This is a genomic window from Paenibacillus sp. HB172176, from assembly GCF_011947265.1.
Classification (GTDB): Bacteria; Bacillota; Bacilli; order Paenibacillales; family Paenibacillaceae; genus Pristimantibacillus.
This window is the reverse complement of sequence record NZ_JAATHD010000003.1, coordinates 206,435-225,027: the sequence shown is the minus strand read 5'-3', so window position 1 is coordinate 225,027 and position 18,593 is coordinate 206,435. Positions and strand designations below refer to the sequence as shown.

Here is an 18,593-nt window from a genome sequence, read left to right as displayed (position 1 = left end):
CCGCTTAGGAAAACGGCGCTCTGCCGAAAGAACGCCGTCTCCTGCCCTATCAACTGTTTAGATAATCCTTATTCCTTCACGTCGCGGCGGCCCTGCACTTGAGCTTGCGCTTTTGCCGAGATTGCATCCATGGCTTCCTGAGCGCTTTCCTGGCCGAGCCACACTTTATCCAAAGCGGGAGTCACGATATCCATGATCTTGCTGAAATTTTTCACATAACCCGTTGGCGTTTGGTGGCTGTCACTCAGCAGAACGTCGATAATCGCGTCTTTGTAGCCCGATGGTCGGGAATCCAGGTTTTCCGTCCACTTGGAGAGCAATGCAGGATCTGTATACCAGTCTTTGTAAGAAGGCATCCATGTTCCGGCCGTAATCAAATCAATCGACGCTTCCGGATCCATCAGCGCTTTCATCAACTCCCAAGCCTCTTTCGGGTGTTTGGTTGATTTGAACATGGAGAACATTCCGCAAACGACGGTTGTCATCGGCTTTTTCATAATCGGCAATACGCCGACATTGTAATGGACTTTCGATTGAGCCAATCCTGCGCTTACCCATTGCCCATCAATGGCCATTGCCACTTTTTTCGTCTGAAGCGCGATATTCGGAGCCGGAATGTTCTTGGCTTGAACTGGAGAAGGCGCAACATGATGAACATTGATTAAATCCGCTATTTTCTGAAGAACTTCCACCGCTGCCGGCTGATTCAGCGCGAAGGTTTTCCCGTCTTCGGAGACGAAGTCCCCGCCGTTGGAGAAAATAAAGTTGCTGAAGCTTCCCCACCACGTTGGAAAGTTCACGCCAAATTGCTTGATATTTTTGGAATCGAAGTCAGGATCCGCGGCATTCCTGCCTTTGTTATCGATTGTCAGCTTCTTGGCGACTTCCACGAACTCATCCCATGTCCACGCTTCCGATGCTTTGGACGGCGGAGGCGTTAAACCCGCATCTTTAAAAATATCTTCGTTATAGAACAAACCGAACGTCTCAGGCCCTGGACCTAAACCGATAACATTGCCCGGTTCAAGTGAATAAGAAATATTCGGAACCAGTTTTTCTGCATTGATATCCTGATCAGACGCGAGAAAATCCTGCAGATTATAGAATTTGCCTTGCTCCGCAAGCGGATAAGCAATGCTGGCGGATTCCATCTGTGCGATATCCGGCTCGTCATTGCCCGCAACCATTGTTGTGAGCTTTGTATCATAGTCAGCGGCAATATGCTGAAGGTCTACGGTGATATTCGGATATTTCTTCTCAAACTTGGCGATGGCCGTCTTGTAAGCAGCCACTTCCTCAGGCGCTCCCCATACCGTCATGCGAAGCGTGATGGGATCTTTCGAAAGCTCTCCGTTGGACGAGTCAGAGTTGCCTGCCGTATTGGCAGGGGTGGAGGCTTCGCCGCTGTCTTTACCCGAGCCGGACTGTGAGCATCCGGATAGAATCGCAACCAGAATCAGGAGTAATACAATCAGAACGGATATGGATTTTTTTTGTCGTGACATCTTTTTGCCCCTTTCGATTTCAACCCTTAATGATTCATAGCTGCAGTCTACGATGTCTTAAATTATAAAACAGAATAGAGCGCTTCCATACCCGAACCTGATTGGAATAGTGGATTATAATTGGGTTTATAACGTCATAACGGGAGCGTTATAGTCACTTTCGTACCAAAACCCAGTTTGGAGGAGATTTCGACGCCGTACTCGTTGCCATACGTTATCCGGATCCTGGCAATCGTATTCTTGATGCCGACTGAAGAAGACTCCCCGTATAAAATCGTATGAACCGCATCGCTGCTCATTCCCCGCCCGTTATCCGCAACCTCGAAATGCCGAATTCCCTGATCGATCCAACCTCGAATTCGGATCAGTCCCCCCGATTCAATCTGATCGAAGCCATGCAGGATGGCATTCTCGACAAACGGCTGGAAAAGAAGTCTGGGCACCTTGTTGTCATAGAGTATCGAGTCAATCTCGTAGCTGACCAGAAATTTCTCTTCGAACCGGACGGACATGATATAGAAGTAATTTTTCATCCATTCCATTTCCTCGGACAGATGAACCGCACCCCATTCCTTCCGCGAAGTATAGTGCAGCATATTAGATAAACAAACAAGCATTTTGCTTAGTTCCTTCTGATCATTCTCAATGGCTGTCCAGTTCATCACATTTAACGTATTGTACAAAAAATGGGGATTCATCTGCATGTTCAGTGCATGAATTTCCGCTTCCTGCTCCTTCAATTTGATCTCATAATTTTCCGAAACCAATAAACGAATCCGATCGTTCATCCGATTAAACCGCTGAAGTAAAATACCGAATTCATCATTGGTGCTGACAACAACCCGAGTTTGGAAATCTCCTTCACCCACCGACCTCATCGCGCCAAGCAGCTTCTTAATTGGGTTCGTAATTCTGCCTGAAATAAAATAGGCGAAAATAAGTGCAACAATTCCCATAATGACGGCCAAAAAGATGGATGAAGTCCGGATGATGGGAACGAGACTTCCGACAAGGGCGGATTCAGGCGTCATGACGATGGACATCCAACCGGTAACTTGCGAGCGATCGAAGCAGACGATCATCTTCACACCGTCCAGCGTTATTCTTCGCGTGCCGCTTCCAGCCAGGTGAAGCTGTTCCACCCAATTCTCCTTATATATTTTCGATATATGATCCGATTCATTGCTGGCAACAACTCGCTTGTCCAAATCAAGGACCAAATAGCCGGAACCGTCGGGAATGCTCTTCTCGTACAGAGACTTTAACGCTTCGGATTTGAAGCTTATCGTTAGAACAGGCCGTTCGACGCCTGCATCCAGCTTCTCCAAGGTCGTATTGCTTAAATAGGAAAAATCAAGGATGCGCGTCGCTGAGAACAGATAGCGAAATTCGATTTTGCCATTCGCCAAATACGGTTGATTGAACATATCGATGAAGTCGTAAGTGGGGTACCATACCATCTTGCCGCCTGCCTGTCGTGCTGTGCGGTAAATATCCGAATTCGTCGGATCACCTTGAGGCAGCGTCTGTCCGAAGGTAAAATAAGTCGTCCATAGCTGATAAGCGTATACGTCTTCAATCTGTGAGAAATATTTCGTTAACACAGCGGACACTTGACGATCAGCGGCAAGCAGGTCCGCCTCGTTATTCGGATCCAGACTGTTAAAAATCCGAAACAAATCCTTGTCCACGAATAAGGCTTGGCTATTCTGGTCTATGATCTTCAGCTTGGTGTCCATAATCTCGTTATTTTTCTTGACGATTTCGTATACGTTCTTCTGCGCTTGATCGGTCACAACCTGCAGACTGGTATGGTAGAAAAGGGTCCCCAAGACGATGAGCGGGACCGCGATAAGAATAATATAACTGGCTAACAGTCGGGAGCGGAAAGTCATCTTCCTCCCCCCCTCTTCCTCTGCGGGAAGGATGTGTGCTTATAAGCTTCCGGCGACATGCCGTTCTGTTTCTTGAATACCCTGCAAAAATATTTCGTGTCCTGATAGCCGCATTGGACGGCGATTTCATATATTTTCAGCCTGTTCTCCGCAAGCAGCTCCTTGGCTCTCCGCATTCTGGCATCCGTCACATGATCGGAAAACGTTCTTCCCGTCCGGTTTTTAATCAACGTGCTGAAATAGGAAGGATTGAAGAAGAAATGCTCGGCGGCACGTTCAAGCGTCAAATCTTCCTTCGTATTCTCTTGAATCCATCTCAGGCACTCGGCAACGATTATCTCGCTTTTATCCAGTTGCGCAAGCCTTAATGCCTGGTATACATCCCGGAGCCTATCCTCTAGAATCGACATGAGCTCTTGATAGGAATTGCAAGTCGGAACAGCCATCAGAGCTGTATCCGTGAGAACGTTCCCAATTTGCCGGTCAACGAAATTGCGAATTCTGCTTTTTATCTTCATGAGTGTAAGGGCGGCGCATTCTTTGATCAGTGTCGGATTCGCATGACCGTTAGCAGCAAGTTGCGCGAACGCAGTCCGGCACATCTCTATGGCCGCGTCAGCAGGACTCCCTTGCAGCAATTCGAACAAACTCTCACCATTAAGAATAATCGGATTGCTAGAGGGTTCGATTTCGTCATGAAATACGATACCGTTCCAACATTCATGGAAGTTATAAAAATTGGCGGATTGGGCTGCCCGATAAGATTGAGGCGCTTCCGTCCATATGGAGCGGCAGTATGGGCCGATTCCGTGGGTAAGCCTCCCCACCTCTGCCCATTCATCTTCTAATGAGGCAGCGATTGTGCGAATTTCCGATCTCCAATTGTCGCTGCTTTGCCGAGACGTTTGGAGAATCGTAACGGCTTGAAAGACATCCTCAACAAGAGCGTTCAAGGAGAAAGTATGCGCTTCGCCCCCATCCGCCCATTTCTGCTCCATGCTTTGTAGGAAGGCAATGGGATCAAACCGCCCTTTATTTCCCTGTACAATCCGGAATTCCGAGAAAACCACTCTGCCATTCCCATGCATCCAGTCCAACATTTCGAGTTCCTTACGTTCCTCATCCGTCAAGCTTCCATTTAACCAGGATAGAAGCAAGCGGTTTCGATAAGCAGAGGAAGTGAGGCTCAGCCTATGCCTTAACTCTTCCGATTCCGAATGCTGCCGGGATTCCTCGGCGAGATGCTCTTCGATTCGCCGCAATACGTCTTCTACCTTCTCGACATCCACCGGTTTCAAGAGATAATCATAAGCCCCGTGACGAATCGCAGTCTGGGCATATTCAAACAGATTATATGCTGAAACCATGACAACCTTAGTCCGAAGACTTTCATCTTTAAGCTGCTTCAGAAATTCGAGTCCATCCAGATTTGGCATTCGTATATCGGTTAACACGACATCGCATTTTTCAGACCTGATGAGTTCCAAGGCGCTTGCCCCGTCTTTAGCGACAAGAACCTGATCTTCAGGGCGCAGGACATGAATCATACTTGCCATTCCTCTGCGATGTCTCGGCTCATCGTCCACAACTAATATTTTCATCCCGCTCAGCCCTCTCGTCTATGCTGAAAAAAGCCCCTTCTTATAGACAGGCGCTTGGATTCCCTGGTTGCGCTTACAAGCTAGTTTCATAAGAAGCAGCCAATTTCATTATAAACAGATAGTCGACTTAAAAAAACCTGATTATGATTAGATAGGTGGACTATTATTGGGTATTTCCCATGAAAAAGAATCCTCTATTCACTCCGCTGTGATGGGCCGAATGATGTGTCTATCCTTCCAATGCGCTATAATAGAGCAATGTGTCTGATCAAGAAGCTGGAGGCTATGCAACATTGAGCTATTATCCCTTTAAAGTAGATCCCAAAATCCCCTTTATTCAGCAAGCTGGCGACTGGATCGCTGATGTATTTTACGAAGTGCTCCCCGAGGCGGGCTTCGAGGTTCGGGATGAGCAAATATATATGGCCTTCCAGCTCGAACGCGCGTATAGCACGAAATCCACGATTTTCGCAGAGGCTGGCGTAGGAACAGGCAAGACGCTCGTTTATTTGCTATATGCTATCTGTTATGCCAAGTACACGCGAAAGCCGGCCATCATCGCTTGCGCGGACGAATCGCTCATTGAGCAGCTCGTCAAGCCCGAAGGCGATCTCGCCAAGCTGGCCGCCCATCTTGATTTGACCATCGATGCGAGGCTCGGCAAATCGCCCGATCAATATATCTGCTTGAACAAGCTGGATGTCGATCGATCCGAGCCGGGAGGCGACGGCATGTCCCGCAACATTTACCAAGGTCTGCCCGACTTCGTTCGATCGCCCGGCACGATGCAAGCCTTCTATCCTTACGGCGATCGCAAAAACTATCCCGACCTGACCGACGCTGAGTGGGAGCGTATCAACTGGGATGTTTTTCAGGATTGTCTTGTTTGCAGTCAGCGCCATCGCTGCGGTCAGACGATCTCTCGCGATCATTATCGCAAAGCATCCGAGCTGATTATCTGCTCCCATGATTTCTACATGGAGCATGTGTGGACCTATGAGGCTCGAAAGCGCGAAGGGCAGCTCCCGCTGCTTCCCGAGCACAGCTCGGTCGTATTTGACGAGGGTCATTTGCTGGAGACGGCTACACAGAATGCGTTGACTTACAAGCTCAAGCATTCATCCTTCGAATTAATCATTACCAGACTGCTGCAAGGCGAAGTGCGAGAGAGCTTTGCGTTTGTAATCGAAGATGCGATTGAAGCAAGCGAGGCGATGTTCGAGATATTGGAGCGAACCAGTCTAAGCGTGGCCGCTTCCGATCGCAAGGAGGTTGTCCAGAGCAAGGAACTGCTGAGGACGGTGACACTGCTTCGCAGTCGGCTCTCGAAGATTGAGGAAGAACTCGTGTTCGAAAGCGGCATGCATACCCTGGACGCTTATCAACTGAAAATTGTGGAAGAGCATATTGAAATGATCGGTACCGCGCTCGCCTTATTCGAGAAGCCCAAGGAGCTCATCTGCTGGATGACGGAGGATCGGGAGGAGCAGACGCTCGTGCTTATGCCGAAGCGAGTCAAGGAGGTGCTGCAGGAACGGGTGTTTTCACAAAACATGCCCGTTGTGTTCTCTTCCGCAACTTTGTCGGTGAACGGCAGCTTTGACTACGTTTCGAGCAATCTCGGCATTGATGCTTACCTGTCCTTCTCTGTTCCATCGCCCTATGATTATAAGGAACAGATGGAAGCCGCGCTGCTTCCCGATGACGGCGGAGATAAGGTGGAGCGAGTCCTGCAATTGGTTGCTCGGTCTGGCGGCAGATCGCTTATTCTGTTTCCTTCGCAAGCGGAGTTAAGGCAGTTCAGGCATTGCATGGAGCAGCAGCATGCCGCGCAATTAAGACATTATGGCTTCCTGTTCGAAGGAAGCGGCGAGATCAGTCATCTCATCTCCCGATTCCAGCAAGAAGAAACAAGCGTCTTGTGCGCTGTCACCTTGTGGGAAGGCCTGGACATTCCGGGGCCCTCCTTGTCGCATGTCATCATTTGGGAGCTTCCCTATCCTCCGCACGACCCTCTATTCGAGGCAAGAAGGAAGGACTCTCTTCATCCATTCGAGGAGGTAGATTTGCCCTATATGCTGCTTCGTCTGCGTCAAGGGATCGGCCGGCTTATTCGCTCCCGCGAGGATCGAGGCCGAATATCCATCTTGGGCGCCGGCTTGCATCGACCGGATGTCGTCGCCCTCATACAGCTGATGCTTCCTTAACGGGATTCGCAGCAGCTACTCGGCCGCGGCCTCCAGAAGCCCTCGCTCCAGGCACATCGACAGCGAAAGCCGCTTCACGTTGTTTTCGCTGATTCGAATGTGAATGTGATCGGCTTCCAGCGCCTCGATGACGCATGGACCGAAGACCCGATGCCGAATCGCCATCCCTTCGCTCAGAGCTGATCGCTCCCGGATCGCATTTGGATTAATAGCCGGCTCTGATGGCTTCGATGCATCCCGACCCAGCCGTTTCGTTGAGTGCCGCCCCTCCGTTATTTTCACAGCAGGCTTCGGCGGGTCGATAATGGCGCGCACTCTGCGCATGAAGGAGGACTCTTCACAGCGCGCTCCATTGCGAGAAGAATACGCAACAAGCTCCAAACGCTTCCTCGCTCTGGTCATACCCACATAGAACAATCTCGCGGCTTCCTCCATCAGCGAACCGTCTCCGTCGCGTTCGTTCTCGATATCCTCCTCCGTCGGAATGACCGACTTAATGAGATCGATCATATAGACGCGGTCGAATTCCAGCCCCTTCGAGCTGTGAAAGGTCGACAAAGTCACAGCGTTCTGTCCCTTCCGTCGCTTTGCATTGCGCAGCTCATGCTCCAGATGCTTCAACCTTGCCGCGAACGCCTCCATGGAGTCAAGCTCGTCGGCAATATCCTCCAGCGTGTTCAGCACGCCGATCAGATAATCCTTGTTGTAGCCCATCCGCTCGCACATCTTCTCCAGCGCCTTCTCGTAGCCGAGACGCCGGCGAATCACCTGAATGGCGGGGAGGGGCGGCATCCCGCGCATCTCCTCGAACGTATTCTTCGCATCGGTCAGCGCCTGCTTCTGATAATCCTGAATATGAACGTATCGCAGCAGATTATCGAATACCGACTCCTGATTGTCGATCGACTTCAGCGCGGCCATCTGATGCTTGGAAATGTATCCGTTGAACTTCAGATGAATTCCCTCCAGAATTTCGGGCCTCCTATCGGTGAACGACATGCGCATGAAATTCAACATATCCTCCACCACCCAATGCGAGAAGAAACGATTATCCGCATCCTTCATATAGAAGGGGATGCCCGCCCTGTCAAACGCATTAATAAGCGTTATCGATGACGAATTATTGCGATAGAGGATCGCGCATTCGCCCAGCCTCTCCGCCCCTTGGAGCTGCTCCGCCAAGTATTTGGCCTGATCCCGATAATCACCCAGACTCCTCAGCGCAATAGGCTCCGCCGACTCGTTGTTCGTGAACATATTTTTGGGATAGCGGTTCTTGTTGCGCTTGATGAAGAGATTCGCCGTCTCCACGATTTCCTTCGACGAGCGGTAATTCTGCTCCATGAACAGCGTGGCCGCCTCGGGGTACACCTTCTTGAAATCGAGCAAATAAGCAGGCTCCGCTCCGCGCCAGCTGTAAATCGATTGATCGTCGTCCGCCACAACGCACAGATTGCGATGCTCCCTCGCCAGCTTCTCCACAAGCGCATGCTGGACGAGCGAGGTGTCCTGGCTTTCGTCGGTCAAAATATAATCGTATCTCTCCTGATAGCCGCGGAGCAAATTCGCATCCTGCTCCAGCGCTTCGTTCGCGAGCGTCAGCATATCGTCGAAATCCAGCAGAAGCTTGTAATGCGCGGAGCTCTTATACTCCTCGTACTCACGCAGAAGCTGCTCCGCATAAGGAATATCGGTCTCGATCGTTCCCCATGCCTCCTGGGGAATGAGCTTGTTTTTCACAAAGCTGATATAGGTGCTTACGGCCTCGAGCTGATCCTCTGTTATATTCTCTTTGGTCATCCGTTTGTAGAGATTGCGCAGGATAGCCGTCTTCATCAGCGGCTGTCCGTCGCGATCCCGCTCGGGCTCGCTCGCGCCTTCTATAATCAGATAGCTCGTGGCTGTCTTGCCGCAGCGCTCGCGCACGACTTCGAACGCCAAGCTGTGAATCGTAGAGAAATCGACAGGCTGCCGCATCGGAAAGAAGCGCTTGAAGCGCTCCTTCATGTCGCCCGCGGACGCGCGGCTGAACGTCACGGCTTTGATGCGCGCGGGACGCACGCCCTTCTCTTCTATTAAGTAACCGATACGCATAATTAAAGTGGTCGTCTTGCCCGAGCCCGGAGATGCCAGCAGCAGCATGGGACCGTCCGTCCGCAGCACGGCTTCCCGCTGCACATCATTGAGCGCGACGCCAAGCTCCGCTTTTTTCCTCTCCAGAAAATCCGTCTTGTCCGTCTTCATATTCGAAAATCCTTCCTGCCTGTGATTACCCTCCTCTTACTATAACAGTTCCCCTCGCTTGCTTTCATCCCATATGCTTGATTTCAAAACTTTAGAAATAGTTCTCCTCTGCATATTATGGAACGGATTGGAAGAAAATAAATAATCGATTGAACCTATTATGAATTGGGGAGGAGCTTATTCATGGTACCGAAAACAACCGTAACCGGCGCGATGTTCACCATGCTGCTGTCCGTGGGACTGACGAATCATGTGCTCCTTATTCCGATTTTGCTGCAGGATGGTAAGCGCGACGCCTGGATCGGCGTGCTCGTCGCCATCGCCGCTTCCCTGATCTGGATGCTCTTCGTCCACTGGATAATGAAAAAGACGGAATATCGTCCCATGCGCGACTGGATTCGCGAGCAATACGGAGCATGGATAACGAATGTGATGTTCTATGTTCTCGCCTTGCTCTTCTATTTCCTCATGTTTTTGTCCTTGGCCAGATTCGTAATCTGGATAAAAATCACGTATTTGCTGAACACGCCCACGATGATTATATTGTTGTTTCTGGTCGCTCTTTGCGTCTACATCGCAAACAACCGGCTAACCTCGATCGGCATTATGGCTAGCGTGCTGCTTCCTATGGTCTGGGTGCTCGGCATGCTGGTCAGCCTCGGCAATATGAAATACAAAAATTACGATTTGCTTATGCCGATATTGAGCGAGGGCTACGGGCCTGTCGTGAAAAGCACCGTTATCACGCTCGGAGGGTTGTTCCAATTAATCATTCTTCCATTCGTTCAGCATCATCTCGAGGCCCGCTTCAATCGCAGAACCTTGCTGCTGCTCGCCGTGTTGCTCGGCGGACTCACCATCGGGCCCCTGATGGGAGCGATTAGCGCGTACGGTCCTGTAATTGCCGCCACAATGAGCTATCCCGCTTTCGAGCAATGGCAGTTGTTCTCCATCACTCAATATATTTCGCATACCGATTTTCTGGCTCTCTTCCAATGGATATCCGGATTAGTCATTCAAACCTCGCTCTATTTTCATTTAATCGCTGAATGCGCAATCGGATCGAAGCGCAGACCCGCGATTATTCTGGTCATTCTGGGAGCGGTCACCATCGCCTCCTTCAAGATTCCGCTACTTCTCAAGTGGCTGCAAATGTTCATGAATCAATATTACGCCTATTTCTTCTTTTGGTTTTTCCTTGCTCTATCCCTTCTCTTGTTTCTTATGATTTGCGTGAAAACCTTCGGAAAGGAAGTGAATGCGGAATGATGTTTGGACAAAAATACCGAAATGGGAAGCAGAACACGGGGCGCAGTCCAATTGCTGAAGAAAAAGTTCCCGAGAAGCTTACAATCGAATGGCTCAGAGGCTGGGCTTCTCTTTCCTCCGATTTGACCATTCAAGAGATGGACCGCGAGATGACGAATTCCAATGAGCGTATCGTCATCGTCTATTTCATCAGCATGACCAACAAAGAACGACTGAACGAATTTCTGCGCCATTCCGTGAATGAATGGATGGTACGCTCGTCTGCGGAAAGAACTTCCGCCGAGGAATGGTTTTCCCGCTCTTCAAGCTGGAAAAAAGCCCGCACAGGACAAGATGCCGCAGAGGCGATTCTCGAGGGAATGGCGATGCTGTTTCTTCCGGAATGCGGACTTATGCTGCTTGCCGATATTTCCGATATTCCGCAGCGAGCTCCCGAGGAAGCGAACGCTGAGGTGTCGATCAAGGGCCCGCGGGACGGCTTCGTTGAATGCCTGGCGACGAACATCGCCTTGGTCCGCAAGCGTCTGGCCACCCCGCTTCTTTGCGCCGAAGGCTTTACAATCGGCTCCCTTTCACGGACGAAGGTCTCCATTATGTATTTGAACCATATCGCAAATCCCCGCATGGTCGAGCAGACGCGAGCCAGACTGCGGGAGATTAACGTGGATACGATGATAGGCAGCGGCCGTTTGGAAGAGTTTCTCGCGAGCAAATCCATCGCCATGTTCCCGTTGGTCGATTCGACAGGCCGTCCCGACTTCGTAACGGAGAGTCTGAGCAGAGGACGCATTGCCATACTCGTGGACGGCTCGCCCACGGTACTGATTGCTCCCGTTTCGTTATTCATGCTGATGAAGTCGCCCGAGGATTCGCATTCGTTTTTCTTCTTCGTGTTCTTCGAACGGTTCATCCGCTTGCTGGGCCTCTTTCTGTCTCTCTTTCTGCCCGGATTCTGGGTCGCGCTTGCCGCCTATGAAATCGATCAATTGCCCATGCCCTTGCTGGCGATGGTGACGAATTCAAGATTCGGTATTCCGTTCTCCGTCCCGGTTGAAGCGCTTCTCATGCTCGTCATGTTCGAATTGTTCCGGGAGGCCGGAGCGAAGCTGCCGAAGCCTGTAGGGCAGATCGTAGCGGTCGTGGGCGGGCTCGTCGTCGGCGATTCCGCGATTCGGGCGGGACTGACTTCTCCTTCGCTTCTTGTCGTTTCGGCGGTATGCGCCGTTGCCACCTTCACGCTGATTAACCAATCGCTAAGCGGAACCGTTAGTCTTATTCGCCTGTGCGTATTGCTGCTGGCTTCCTTCTTTGGCATGTTCGGATTTTTCATCGGGATGCTTGCCACATTAGCCTATCTGTCCACGCTTGAGTCGCTCGGGGTCCCGTACTTGTCGCCGATCGCCCCGCTTCGGCTTGGGGAGGTAGCCAAGGCGCTCTTCACCCTGCCTTGGCGGTATTATCGCGACAGGCCGAAGGAGCTTCATACGCTGAATCCCGATCGAAAGGACGGAACATCGCCATGACGGCCTCCATAAAAGGGCTGATTGTCACAGGCTTGCTCCTGTTCATCTGTGGCTGCTGGGATATGAAGGATATACGAGACACCAATTATGTAACAGGTGTCGGCATCGATTTCCTCGACAACCAGTACGAAGCTTATGCGCAAATGATTGATTTCACCTACCTTGCTCGCAGCGAGGGCATGATGAACGGCAATCATGATCCCAGCTACAACGGGCACGGGAAAAATCCCGTTCTTGATCTTGCCATCAATGAACTGTACCGAACGATGCAGATGAATACGAAATGGGCCATGATCAATTCCGTCGTGCTTACTGATCGTGTTCTGAAGGAGAAGGGAACGCTGTTCTTCTGGGATTTGTTCACGAGATACAGGGAGATTCGCATGACTCCCTGGATTTTCGGTACGACGGAGAGGCTGGACGAATTATTCGCGACGGAAGGCTTCTTCAACAGCTCTCCCTTGACTGAAATTATGTACGAGCCGGTTGCCAACTATAATCAGCATTCCGAGATTAAGCCTTATATGCTGTTCCAGTATGGAGCTGAACTGAATGAGCCCGGATCGATCGTCGTTTTGCCCAGCCTGGGCATCCAGAAGACAACGTGGACCAGCGGAGAACGCAAGAAGCCGAGTCCGAAAATGTTCGTGAACGGAGCGTTCTTGCTAAACGACAAACGCATGAAGGGCTGGATGCCTCTGAAGGATCTCATAGGTTTGCGTTGGACGCAGCAAAAAACGGAGCGCACTCCGCTTCTTGTCAGAAAGCCGGGCAGCGAGGAATATACCATTATCTCCATCAAAAATATCGATGTTCACAAACATGCGGCAAAAAAGGGATCGCGGCCACGCTATTCCATCGACATCGACTTGGCCGGCGTCATTCTGGAAGTGCACGGCGACTTCTCTATTGCCGATATTCAAAAGTTGGCTGAAGCCAGAGTGGAGCAGGAAGTCAGGCTCACCTACGGCAAGGGACTTGCCCTGCAGACCGATATCTATAGCCTCCGGCATGAATTTTACAAAAAATATCCCCGGGAATGGCTCAAAGGAGCTCCCGGGGACTTCGCGATCTCTTCGGATTCGCTCGAAACCGTCCATGTTACGTTTGAATTGAAGGAGCTTGGTTTGAACAAGCTAACTGCGAAATGAAGCCTCGCTAATCGCTGGTCATACAGGATCAATCATGTCCACGGACAGCATGAGAAGCAGCAACCCTTGTCCATACCCCTCCAGCCGATCCCGGGCAATCACATGATATTCGCCGGGATGGCTCTGCACCGCCGTTCCGCTGGAGACGCCGCGCAGCACGCCCTCGTGGTCAATCAGCGCGCATGCCGCGCGATAGGCGGCGTTCCCCATTTCTTTGTGAGCGGAGTCTACGCTTCCTTGTCTAATCCCCTGAAGGACGGCATAGGCGATGCCGGCTGCGGCGGAGCTCTCGGTGTAGGTGCCGGGTTCCGTCACGACAGTCGTCCATAATCCGGACACATCCTGATAACGACGCAAACCTTCAAGCTGGCGTTTCAAGGTCTGTTGGATGAATGACCGCTCATCCTCATAGGCGGGGGTTGCCGGGACAATTCCAAGCAGTTCCACCGCAACGACCGTCGCCCAGGCATTGCCCCTTGCCCACATGCAGCCGATAACCTTCCCCTTCCCTTCATCGTAGCCATGATAGAACAGTCCGTTCTCCTGCTGCAGCTTCTCCGCATGCACGCGGAATTGGCGCAAGCCTTCCCGCACTGCCTCGTCATTCTTCAGCAATAGACCTGCCTCTACCAGAAACAATCCGGCCATGAACAAGGTATCCACCCACAATTGGCCGCCGAATTTCGTCTCGGTCAGCGTATGCTCGTAAGCGCCGTTATTCAGGCGAAGCGCATCATGCAGCAAATAATGCACGCGCTGCCCGAGCAGCGCTCGCTTCTCCTCGTCAAGCTCCAACTTCGACGCTTTCATGAAAGCAGCCCAGGGAGCCGTCGCATTGACCGTCTCCGCAATTTGCCCGCCGCTTAGCTGCTTGTAATACCACGTCGCCATGAATTCGGCAATGTCGCTTGAGCCCGTCCTGGCCTCAAGCGCCGCGAGGCCGTACAGCGCGACGCCTTCGCTCCAGTTCCATTCGCGCAGCGGCATGTGCAGCGTCGCTTCCACCGCTCTCTCTCTTACATAATCTGTCGTTCTCGACATGTGATGATCCTCCTCATTCGGGATAATTCGGCAGGCTTCCCTTCCGTTCGTTGTCCCAATAATGGAACCCGTTAAAGCCGTATTCGTGGCTTCGCTCATATCGTCTGAAGCCCTCTTCCGGCTTCGAATCCCAGTCAATCATACCGCCCCCTCGCGTATCGCGAACAGGAGAGCGGTCGCTCTCGCCGATGCCGCTGACGGCGCTCACTCGATAACACTGCATGGCGTCCCCGGCTAGAGCAGCCTCCGCCGGGGCTTGGGATTGGGCGGCCGCAGCCGCAGCCTCATCCACGAAGAAGCGGCTGTCGCCTTCGTAGACCAGCTTCTGTTCGCCGCCCCATTCCCGATACAGGCGGTAGAGCTTCGCGCCTGGCACGCCTCCCCATTCCGCCCGGATGCCGCCATCCGCCCGCGAAAGTCGAAGTCCCTCCGGATGCGCCGGCTCCCGATCCGTAACGTAGATCGGATGCGAATGGCTCCACTCGCCTTCCCCTTCCGCATTCGCGGCGCGCACCTTTGCCAGCAGCTTCGTTCCGCTGGCGTAGCCGCTCAGGCGGAGACGCTCGCCGCCTGCCGTTGCCTCAAGCTCCGTCCAGCTCTTGCCGTTATCCGCGCTGACGGCGACTCTATAGCGATCGGCGCCTGCGACGGCGTCCCAGCTTAGTTCGCTCTCGTTCGCTGCGACGTCGAAGGACCGCACGCCTTGCGGAACGCTCGGTACAGGCAGCCCCGCTGCCCATTGCCAATCCGCCTTGCCCGCCGGCAGCTCGAAGCTCAAGCTCCTTTGACCCCCTGGGCCGGCTTCGAGCGTCGACGGAAGCTCGACTCCGTCGACATACAGGCGATGCCGCTCCGTGACCAAACCGGCAGGCAGCTCGAGTCTCACCGTCGCCGTCGACCGCGTATGTGATTGTCCGGTTAGCGTTCCGCCCTCCTTCGCGAACGCGAACGCGGCATCTCCGGATAACGTCGCCGTCACGCCTCCACCTCCGATAGCCGTCCCTTCGAACAAGGCCGCCTCGAAGCTGTCCTCGCCATGCTTGCGTACAATCCCGGCATGTCCGTCGAATCTCACGCCCTCTTCGTCGAAGCGGATCCGGGCCGCGTCGCGGAAGAGGTAGTCTGTTCGACCGCACAGGGCCACAACTGCGCCGAATCGTGTCGCCTTGACCTCCGTCAGCTGTGGCTGCCAAGTACCTCGGTGGGTCACGACGGTCAGAAAGTTGCCGAATCCATCATAATAGCGCCCCTTGGAGCCATTCGGATAGCCGTTGCTGCCGCGGCCGTAATACTCGCCCGCCTTCACCGGCGCTGCGTCGACGGGGCCCGCCGGATCGACCGCGGAAGCCGCGACGCCGGGCTTCAGTTGATAGATGTTCGGGAACGACTCGTCCCTCGCGGTGAACCAGGAGAATCTCCCGCGCACGCGCATGTCCGCCACCTCGTCATAGACGACGATATAATCATTGCCGGACATCAGGACGCTTCGGCTGCGGTAGAACGGCTTCGCGGACTCGCCCGCCCTCACTTCGGCGAATTGGGCGAAGCCGAAGTCATGCAGCGGCCCTGTCAGGTCGGCCCGGCCTATACTCTTGAATTCATGCCCGACGAGCACAGAGAAGCTCGAGCTCGCTTCGCCCGCTCCCATGTTGTCGTCTCCGACATCCTCGGGCCGGTTATAGCTGTAACGGCGATTGTCCGCGTAGTAATACAAGTTGCCGTTGCCGCCGTCTCCCGACCGACCCCAGCGGTAATTCGGCCCATCGTCGATCTGCTGAAGATACACCGACATTTCTCCAGGAGAGCCGACCTCGGATCGCAATACAAAGCCGTAGCCGGTGAACTTCGTAGATCGAAGCTGCGGCGCCGTGCCGTCGCGGTTCATGCCATCGTCTTGCAGCATGCGCCGCCAAACGTCGCCCTTTCCCTTAGACTCGAATCCTTCCGAGTTCCTCGGACATACCGCGAACAGGCCTTCTGACAGCTCAGGATCGTAATTCGCCAGCATGCCCGCCAACACTCGAAGAACATAGGTTGGACGCATCGGATCCTGATGCACGCCGGAATGCGCCCCCTGTGGCGGATATGTGCGGGTGCCTCCGACGGGAGCGCTGAGGGTGCCAAGCAGCCAATTCCCCAGCTTGCGCAGATTCGGATAGAGCGGCGCGGACTCGCCGAATGTCCGGCGGACGCACCACCCAGCGCGCGTCATCGGCACGATGCACGCCCAGACGTAACAGCCCAGATTCTCGGTCCATCTGCCGCCCTCCGCTTCCCAGGCGGCGACTGCTGGCCTAGTGTGGTACTTCAGATTAAGCGCGACCGCCCGCTCGAAATGTTCAACCCATCGCCGGGCGTGCGGATGGTTCGGGAATAGCGACGCCATGAAGGCGGGGACCGCCTTGAAGTCCATCAGAAAATTCGGATGACCCGCGAGCGAATTCCTGATCGGAGCGACGCCTTCATCCTCCCGTACATAGGCCATCAGCGCGCTCGCCGCCTTCAAACGCTTGAACTGCTTGGCTGACATGAGCGGCGCCGACAGGTCGAAGATCGGCGTCCAGGCGGCGAATTCCCTGCTGGTAACAGGACTCGTATGATAAACGTTGTTAAAGCCGAAGGACAGCTTGCCGACAATCTCTTCCATGTCACCTGGTACGGGATTCCCCCGTCGGTTGAAGTACCACCAGGTACGCTCTTCGTCCTCTGATCCCGGCTCGAACAGACGGGGATACGCCTCCTGCGGCTCCTCCCAGTCCAGCACCCAATCTTTCACTTTGTCCAGCGCCAGCAGCGAATGCCAGAGCGCGAGCCGGTCGATGCCGGCTTCCACCTTGCTCGATTCATGTTCGTTAAAGGCTTTCTCCCCCTCGCGCCTGTCGGTAAGACTGCGCGATTCGTAGAGAGCGATGTTCGTCTCGCGAGTGCCCGCAGCCAGCGGATAATGCCAGGCGAGGGTGGCAGGACAAGCTTCTTGATATCCGGTACGAAGGCTTTGCTTCGGCCTGCGATGGGAGAATCGAATTGCAAGCGTATCCGACGAGCGCCAGAGCGCGTATTCGCCGTCATCCCATCTCTCCGCGTTGCCGATGAACAGTCCGGCCTCCAGCCCTCGTTCCGTCTCCGAGAACGCCGCCGTCCGGCAGCGATGCCAGGATCTGGCGTTGTCGTACGGCAGAACGCGGAACGGCAGCTCGCCGTCTTCGGCGAGATAAGCGTCGACCGCTTCCTCTCCGCGATATAGCGCATAGCGCCGCTCCGGCTGAAGTCCGTCCCAGGCGACGTCGAGACTCGCGCCATCCTCCTTCGCAATGCCCTGCATTTCCTCGAAGAGCTCGACGAAAGGAAGGCCCGCCGTCAGGCGAAGGCGGATCGCATAGCTTGCGCCGCCCTCGAACAGGCAGCGCAGCTCCTGTTCATGATACACGGGGCCCGAAGACACGACGGCGCTCTCGATGGCCCGGACGCGAAGACCCGACGAAGGCGGCGCCGCCAGATTCGCCGTCGCGAGGCGCTCCGCGCCTTCCAGACCCAGCTCGAACAAGGCCGGCGTTTGGGACAGCGGAAGAGGCTCTTCGAAGCGACTTATTCCATGCAGCACCCGCAGACGCAGCGGACCGCTTGTCAACATCATCGCGCCGCCCGCATCTGATGATGCGGCTAGATTCAGCACGCAAGCTTCGCGCTTGGAATCGGCAATAGCGTTGTCGGAGAGCCTCGCCTCGCCTTGGGGACCTGCGATGCTCCCTGCCCGTTCCGCTTCTTCGCCGCGGGCGTACAGCTCGAAGCGCCTATGCCCGCCGCGCGGCAGATCAGTCAGGAAGCACAAGCTTCCCTCGAGCAACCAGCCGTCCTCCTCGCGCTCGACAGCGATCTGCATCGGCACGTCGTTCCCGTCCTGCCCGCGAAGCGCCAGGTCCGCGAGCGGTGCTTCGCCCCGCGCAAAGCTCAGCCTGTAGCAAACCGGCGACAGCGGCCATTCGTATTTCGGATGATCGAGATGATCGTTAAATTCGTACATTCGCAATGCCATGTCGTTCTCCTCCTGTAGTACCGTCATTGACGCGTCGCTCCTATCTGTTCGTCAAACTTGCGTAATCACTCTAGCACGTGCGACGAGCATGAAACGGCGCATGATCACCATATCAGCGACGGGA

10 protein-coding genes are annotated in these 18,593 nt (G+C 53.7%); 4 read left to right on the top strand and 6 right to left on the bottom strand.

Annotated features, from left to right (window positions below; genetic code table 11):
- Window positions 1-68: 68 nt before the first annotated feature.
- The 3 genes from HFP08_RS05910 to HFP08_RS05900 all read right to left on the bottom strand — a co-directional run bounded on the left by HFP08_RS05910 (window position 69) and on the right by HFP08_RS05900 (window position 5,001).
- Window positions 69-1,505, bottom strand: a complete 1,437-nt coding sequence (locus tag HFP08_RS05910; protein ID WP_168119613.1) for an ABC transporter substrate-binding protein — start codon at window positions 1,503-1,505, stop codon at window positions 69-71.
- A 134-nt stretch (window positions 1,506-1,639) separates the two neighbouring features.
- On the bottom strand, window positions 1,640-3,400 hold the full coding sequence (locus HFP08_RS05905) for a sensor histidine kinase (protein ID WP_168119612.1): 1,761 nt from the start codon (window positions 3,398-3,400) through the stop codon (window positions 1,640-1,642).
- On the bottom strand, window positions 3,397-5,001 hold the full coding sequence (locus tag HFP08_RS05900; RefSeq protein ID WP_168119611.1) for a response regulator transcription factor: 1,605 nt from the start codon (window positions 4,999-5,001) through the stop codon (window positions 3,397-3,399). Before HFP08_RS05900 ends, HFP08_RS05905 begins: the two co-directional genes overlap by 4 nt.
- Window positions 5,002-5,294: 293 nt before the next feature.
- On the opposite strand from HFP08_RS05900, the gene HFP08_RS05895 reads away from it, so the two are divergent.
- A complete protein-coding gene (locus HFP08_RS05895) occupies window positions 5,295-7,208 on the top strand; it encodes an ATP-dependent DNA helicase (protein WP_168119610.1) in 1,914 nt (637 codons plus the stop codon).
- 15 nt (window positions 7,209-7,223) lie between these two features.
- Here HFP08_RS05895 and HFP08_RS05890 read toward each other — a convergent pair whose 3' ends face one another.
- Window positions 7,224-9,452 (bottom strand): ATP-dependent helicase, encoded by a 2,229-nt coding sequence (locus tag HFP08_RS05890; protein WP_168119609.1) that lies wholly within the window; start codon window positions 9,450-9,452, stop codon window positions 7,224-7,226.
- A gap of 183 nt (window positions 9,453-9,635) precedes the next feature.
- Between HFP08_RS05890 and HFP08_RS05885 the strand changes: the two genes are divergently transcribed.
- The 3 genes from HFP08_RS05885 to HFP08_RS05875 are packed head-to-tail and all read left to right on the top strand — an operon-like array spanning window position 9,636 to window position 13,395.
- Window positions 9,636-10,721 (top strand): endospore germination permease, encoded by a 1,086-nt coding sequence (locus HFP08_RS05885; protein WP_168119608.1) that lies wholly within the window; start codon window positions 9,636-9,638, stop codon window positions 10,719-10,721.
- Window positions 10,718-12,244 (top strand): spore germination protein, encoded by a 1,527-nt coding sequence (locus tag HFP08_RS05880; RefSeq protein ID WP_168119607.1) that lies wholly within the window; start codon window positions 10,718-10,720, stop codon window positions 12,242-12,244. The genes HFP08_RS05885 and HFP08_RS05880 overlap by 4 nt, the downstream gene beginning before the upstream one ends.
- A complete protein-coding gene (locus HFP08_RS05875) occupies window positions 12,241-13,395 on the top strand; it encodes a Ger(x)C family spore germination protein (protein ID WP_168119606.1) in 1,155 nt (384 codons plus the stop codon). Before HFP08_RS05880 ends, HFP08_RS05875 begins: the two co-directional genes overlap by 4 nt.
- 18 nt (window positions 13,396-13,413) lie before the next feature.
- Here HFP08_RS05875 and HFP08_RS05870 read toward each other — a convergent pair whose 3' ends face one another.
- Both HFP08_RS05870 and HFP08_RS05865 read right to left on the bottom strand, forming a co-directional pair.
- Window positions 13,414-14,436: a glycoside hydrolase family 88/105 protein gene (locus HFP08_RS05870; protein WP_168119605.1), complete on the bottom strand. Its 1,023-nt coding sequence runs from the start codon at window positions 14,434-14,436 to the stop codon at window positions 13,414-13,416.
- A gap of 13 nt (window positions 14,437-14,449) precedes the next feature.
- The gene (locus HFP08_RS05865; protein WP_168119604.1) at window positions 14,450-18,496 is read right to left on the bottom strand and encodes a fibronectin type III domain-containing protein; all 4,047 of its coding nucleotides are present in this window, start codon (window positions 18,494-18,496) and stop codon (window positions 14,450-14,452) included.
- Between the last annotated feature and the right edge of the window lie 97 nt (window positions 18,497-18,593).

Coding starts and splice junctions, on each gene's coding strand:
- HFP08_RS05910 (WP_168119613.1), bottom strand. CDS start 1,505: ATGTCACGACAAAAAAAATCCATATCCGTTCTGATTGTATTACTCCTG.
- HFP08_RS05905 (WP_168119612.1), bottom strand. CDS start 3,400: ATGACTTTCCGCTCCCGACTGTTAGCCAGTTATATTATTCTTATCGCG.
- HFP08_RS05900 (WP_168119611.1), bottom strand. CDS start 5,001: ATGAAAATATTAGTTGTGGACGATGAGCCGAGACATCGCAGAGGAATG.
- HFP08_RS05890 (WP_168119609.1), bottom strand. CDS start 9,452: ATGAAGACGGACAAGACGGATTTTCTGGAGAGGAAAAAAGCGGAGCTT.
- HFP08_RS05885 (WP_168119608.1), top strand. CDS start 9,636: ATGGTACCGAAAACAACCGTAACCGGCGCGATGTTCACCATGCTGCTG.
- HFP08_RS05880 (WP_168119607.1), top strand. CDS start 10,718: ATGATGTTTGGACAAAAATACCGAAATGGGAAGCAGAACACGGGGCGC.
- HFP08_RS05875 (WP_168119606.1), top strand. CDS start 12,241: ATGACGGCCTCCATAAAAGGGCTGATTGTCACAGGCTTGCTCCTGTTC.
- HFP08_RS05870 (WP_168119605.1), bottom strand. CDS start 14,436: ATGTCGAGAACGACAGATTATGTAAGAGAGAGAGCGGTGGAAGCGACG.
- HFP08_RS05865 (WP_168119604.1), bottom strand. CDS start 18,496: ATGACGGTACTACAGGAGGAGAACGACATGGCATTGCGAATGTACGAA.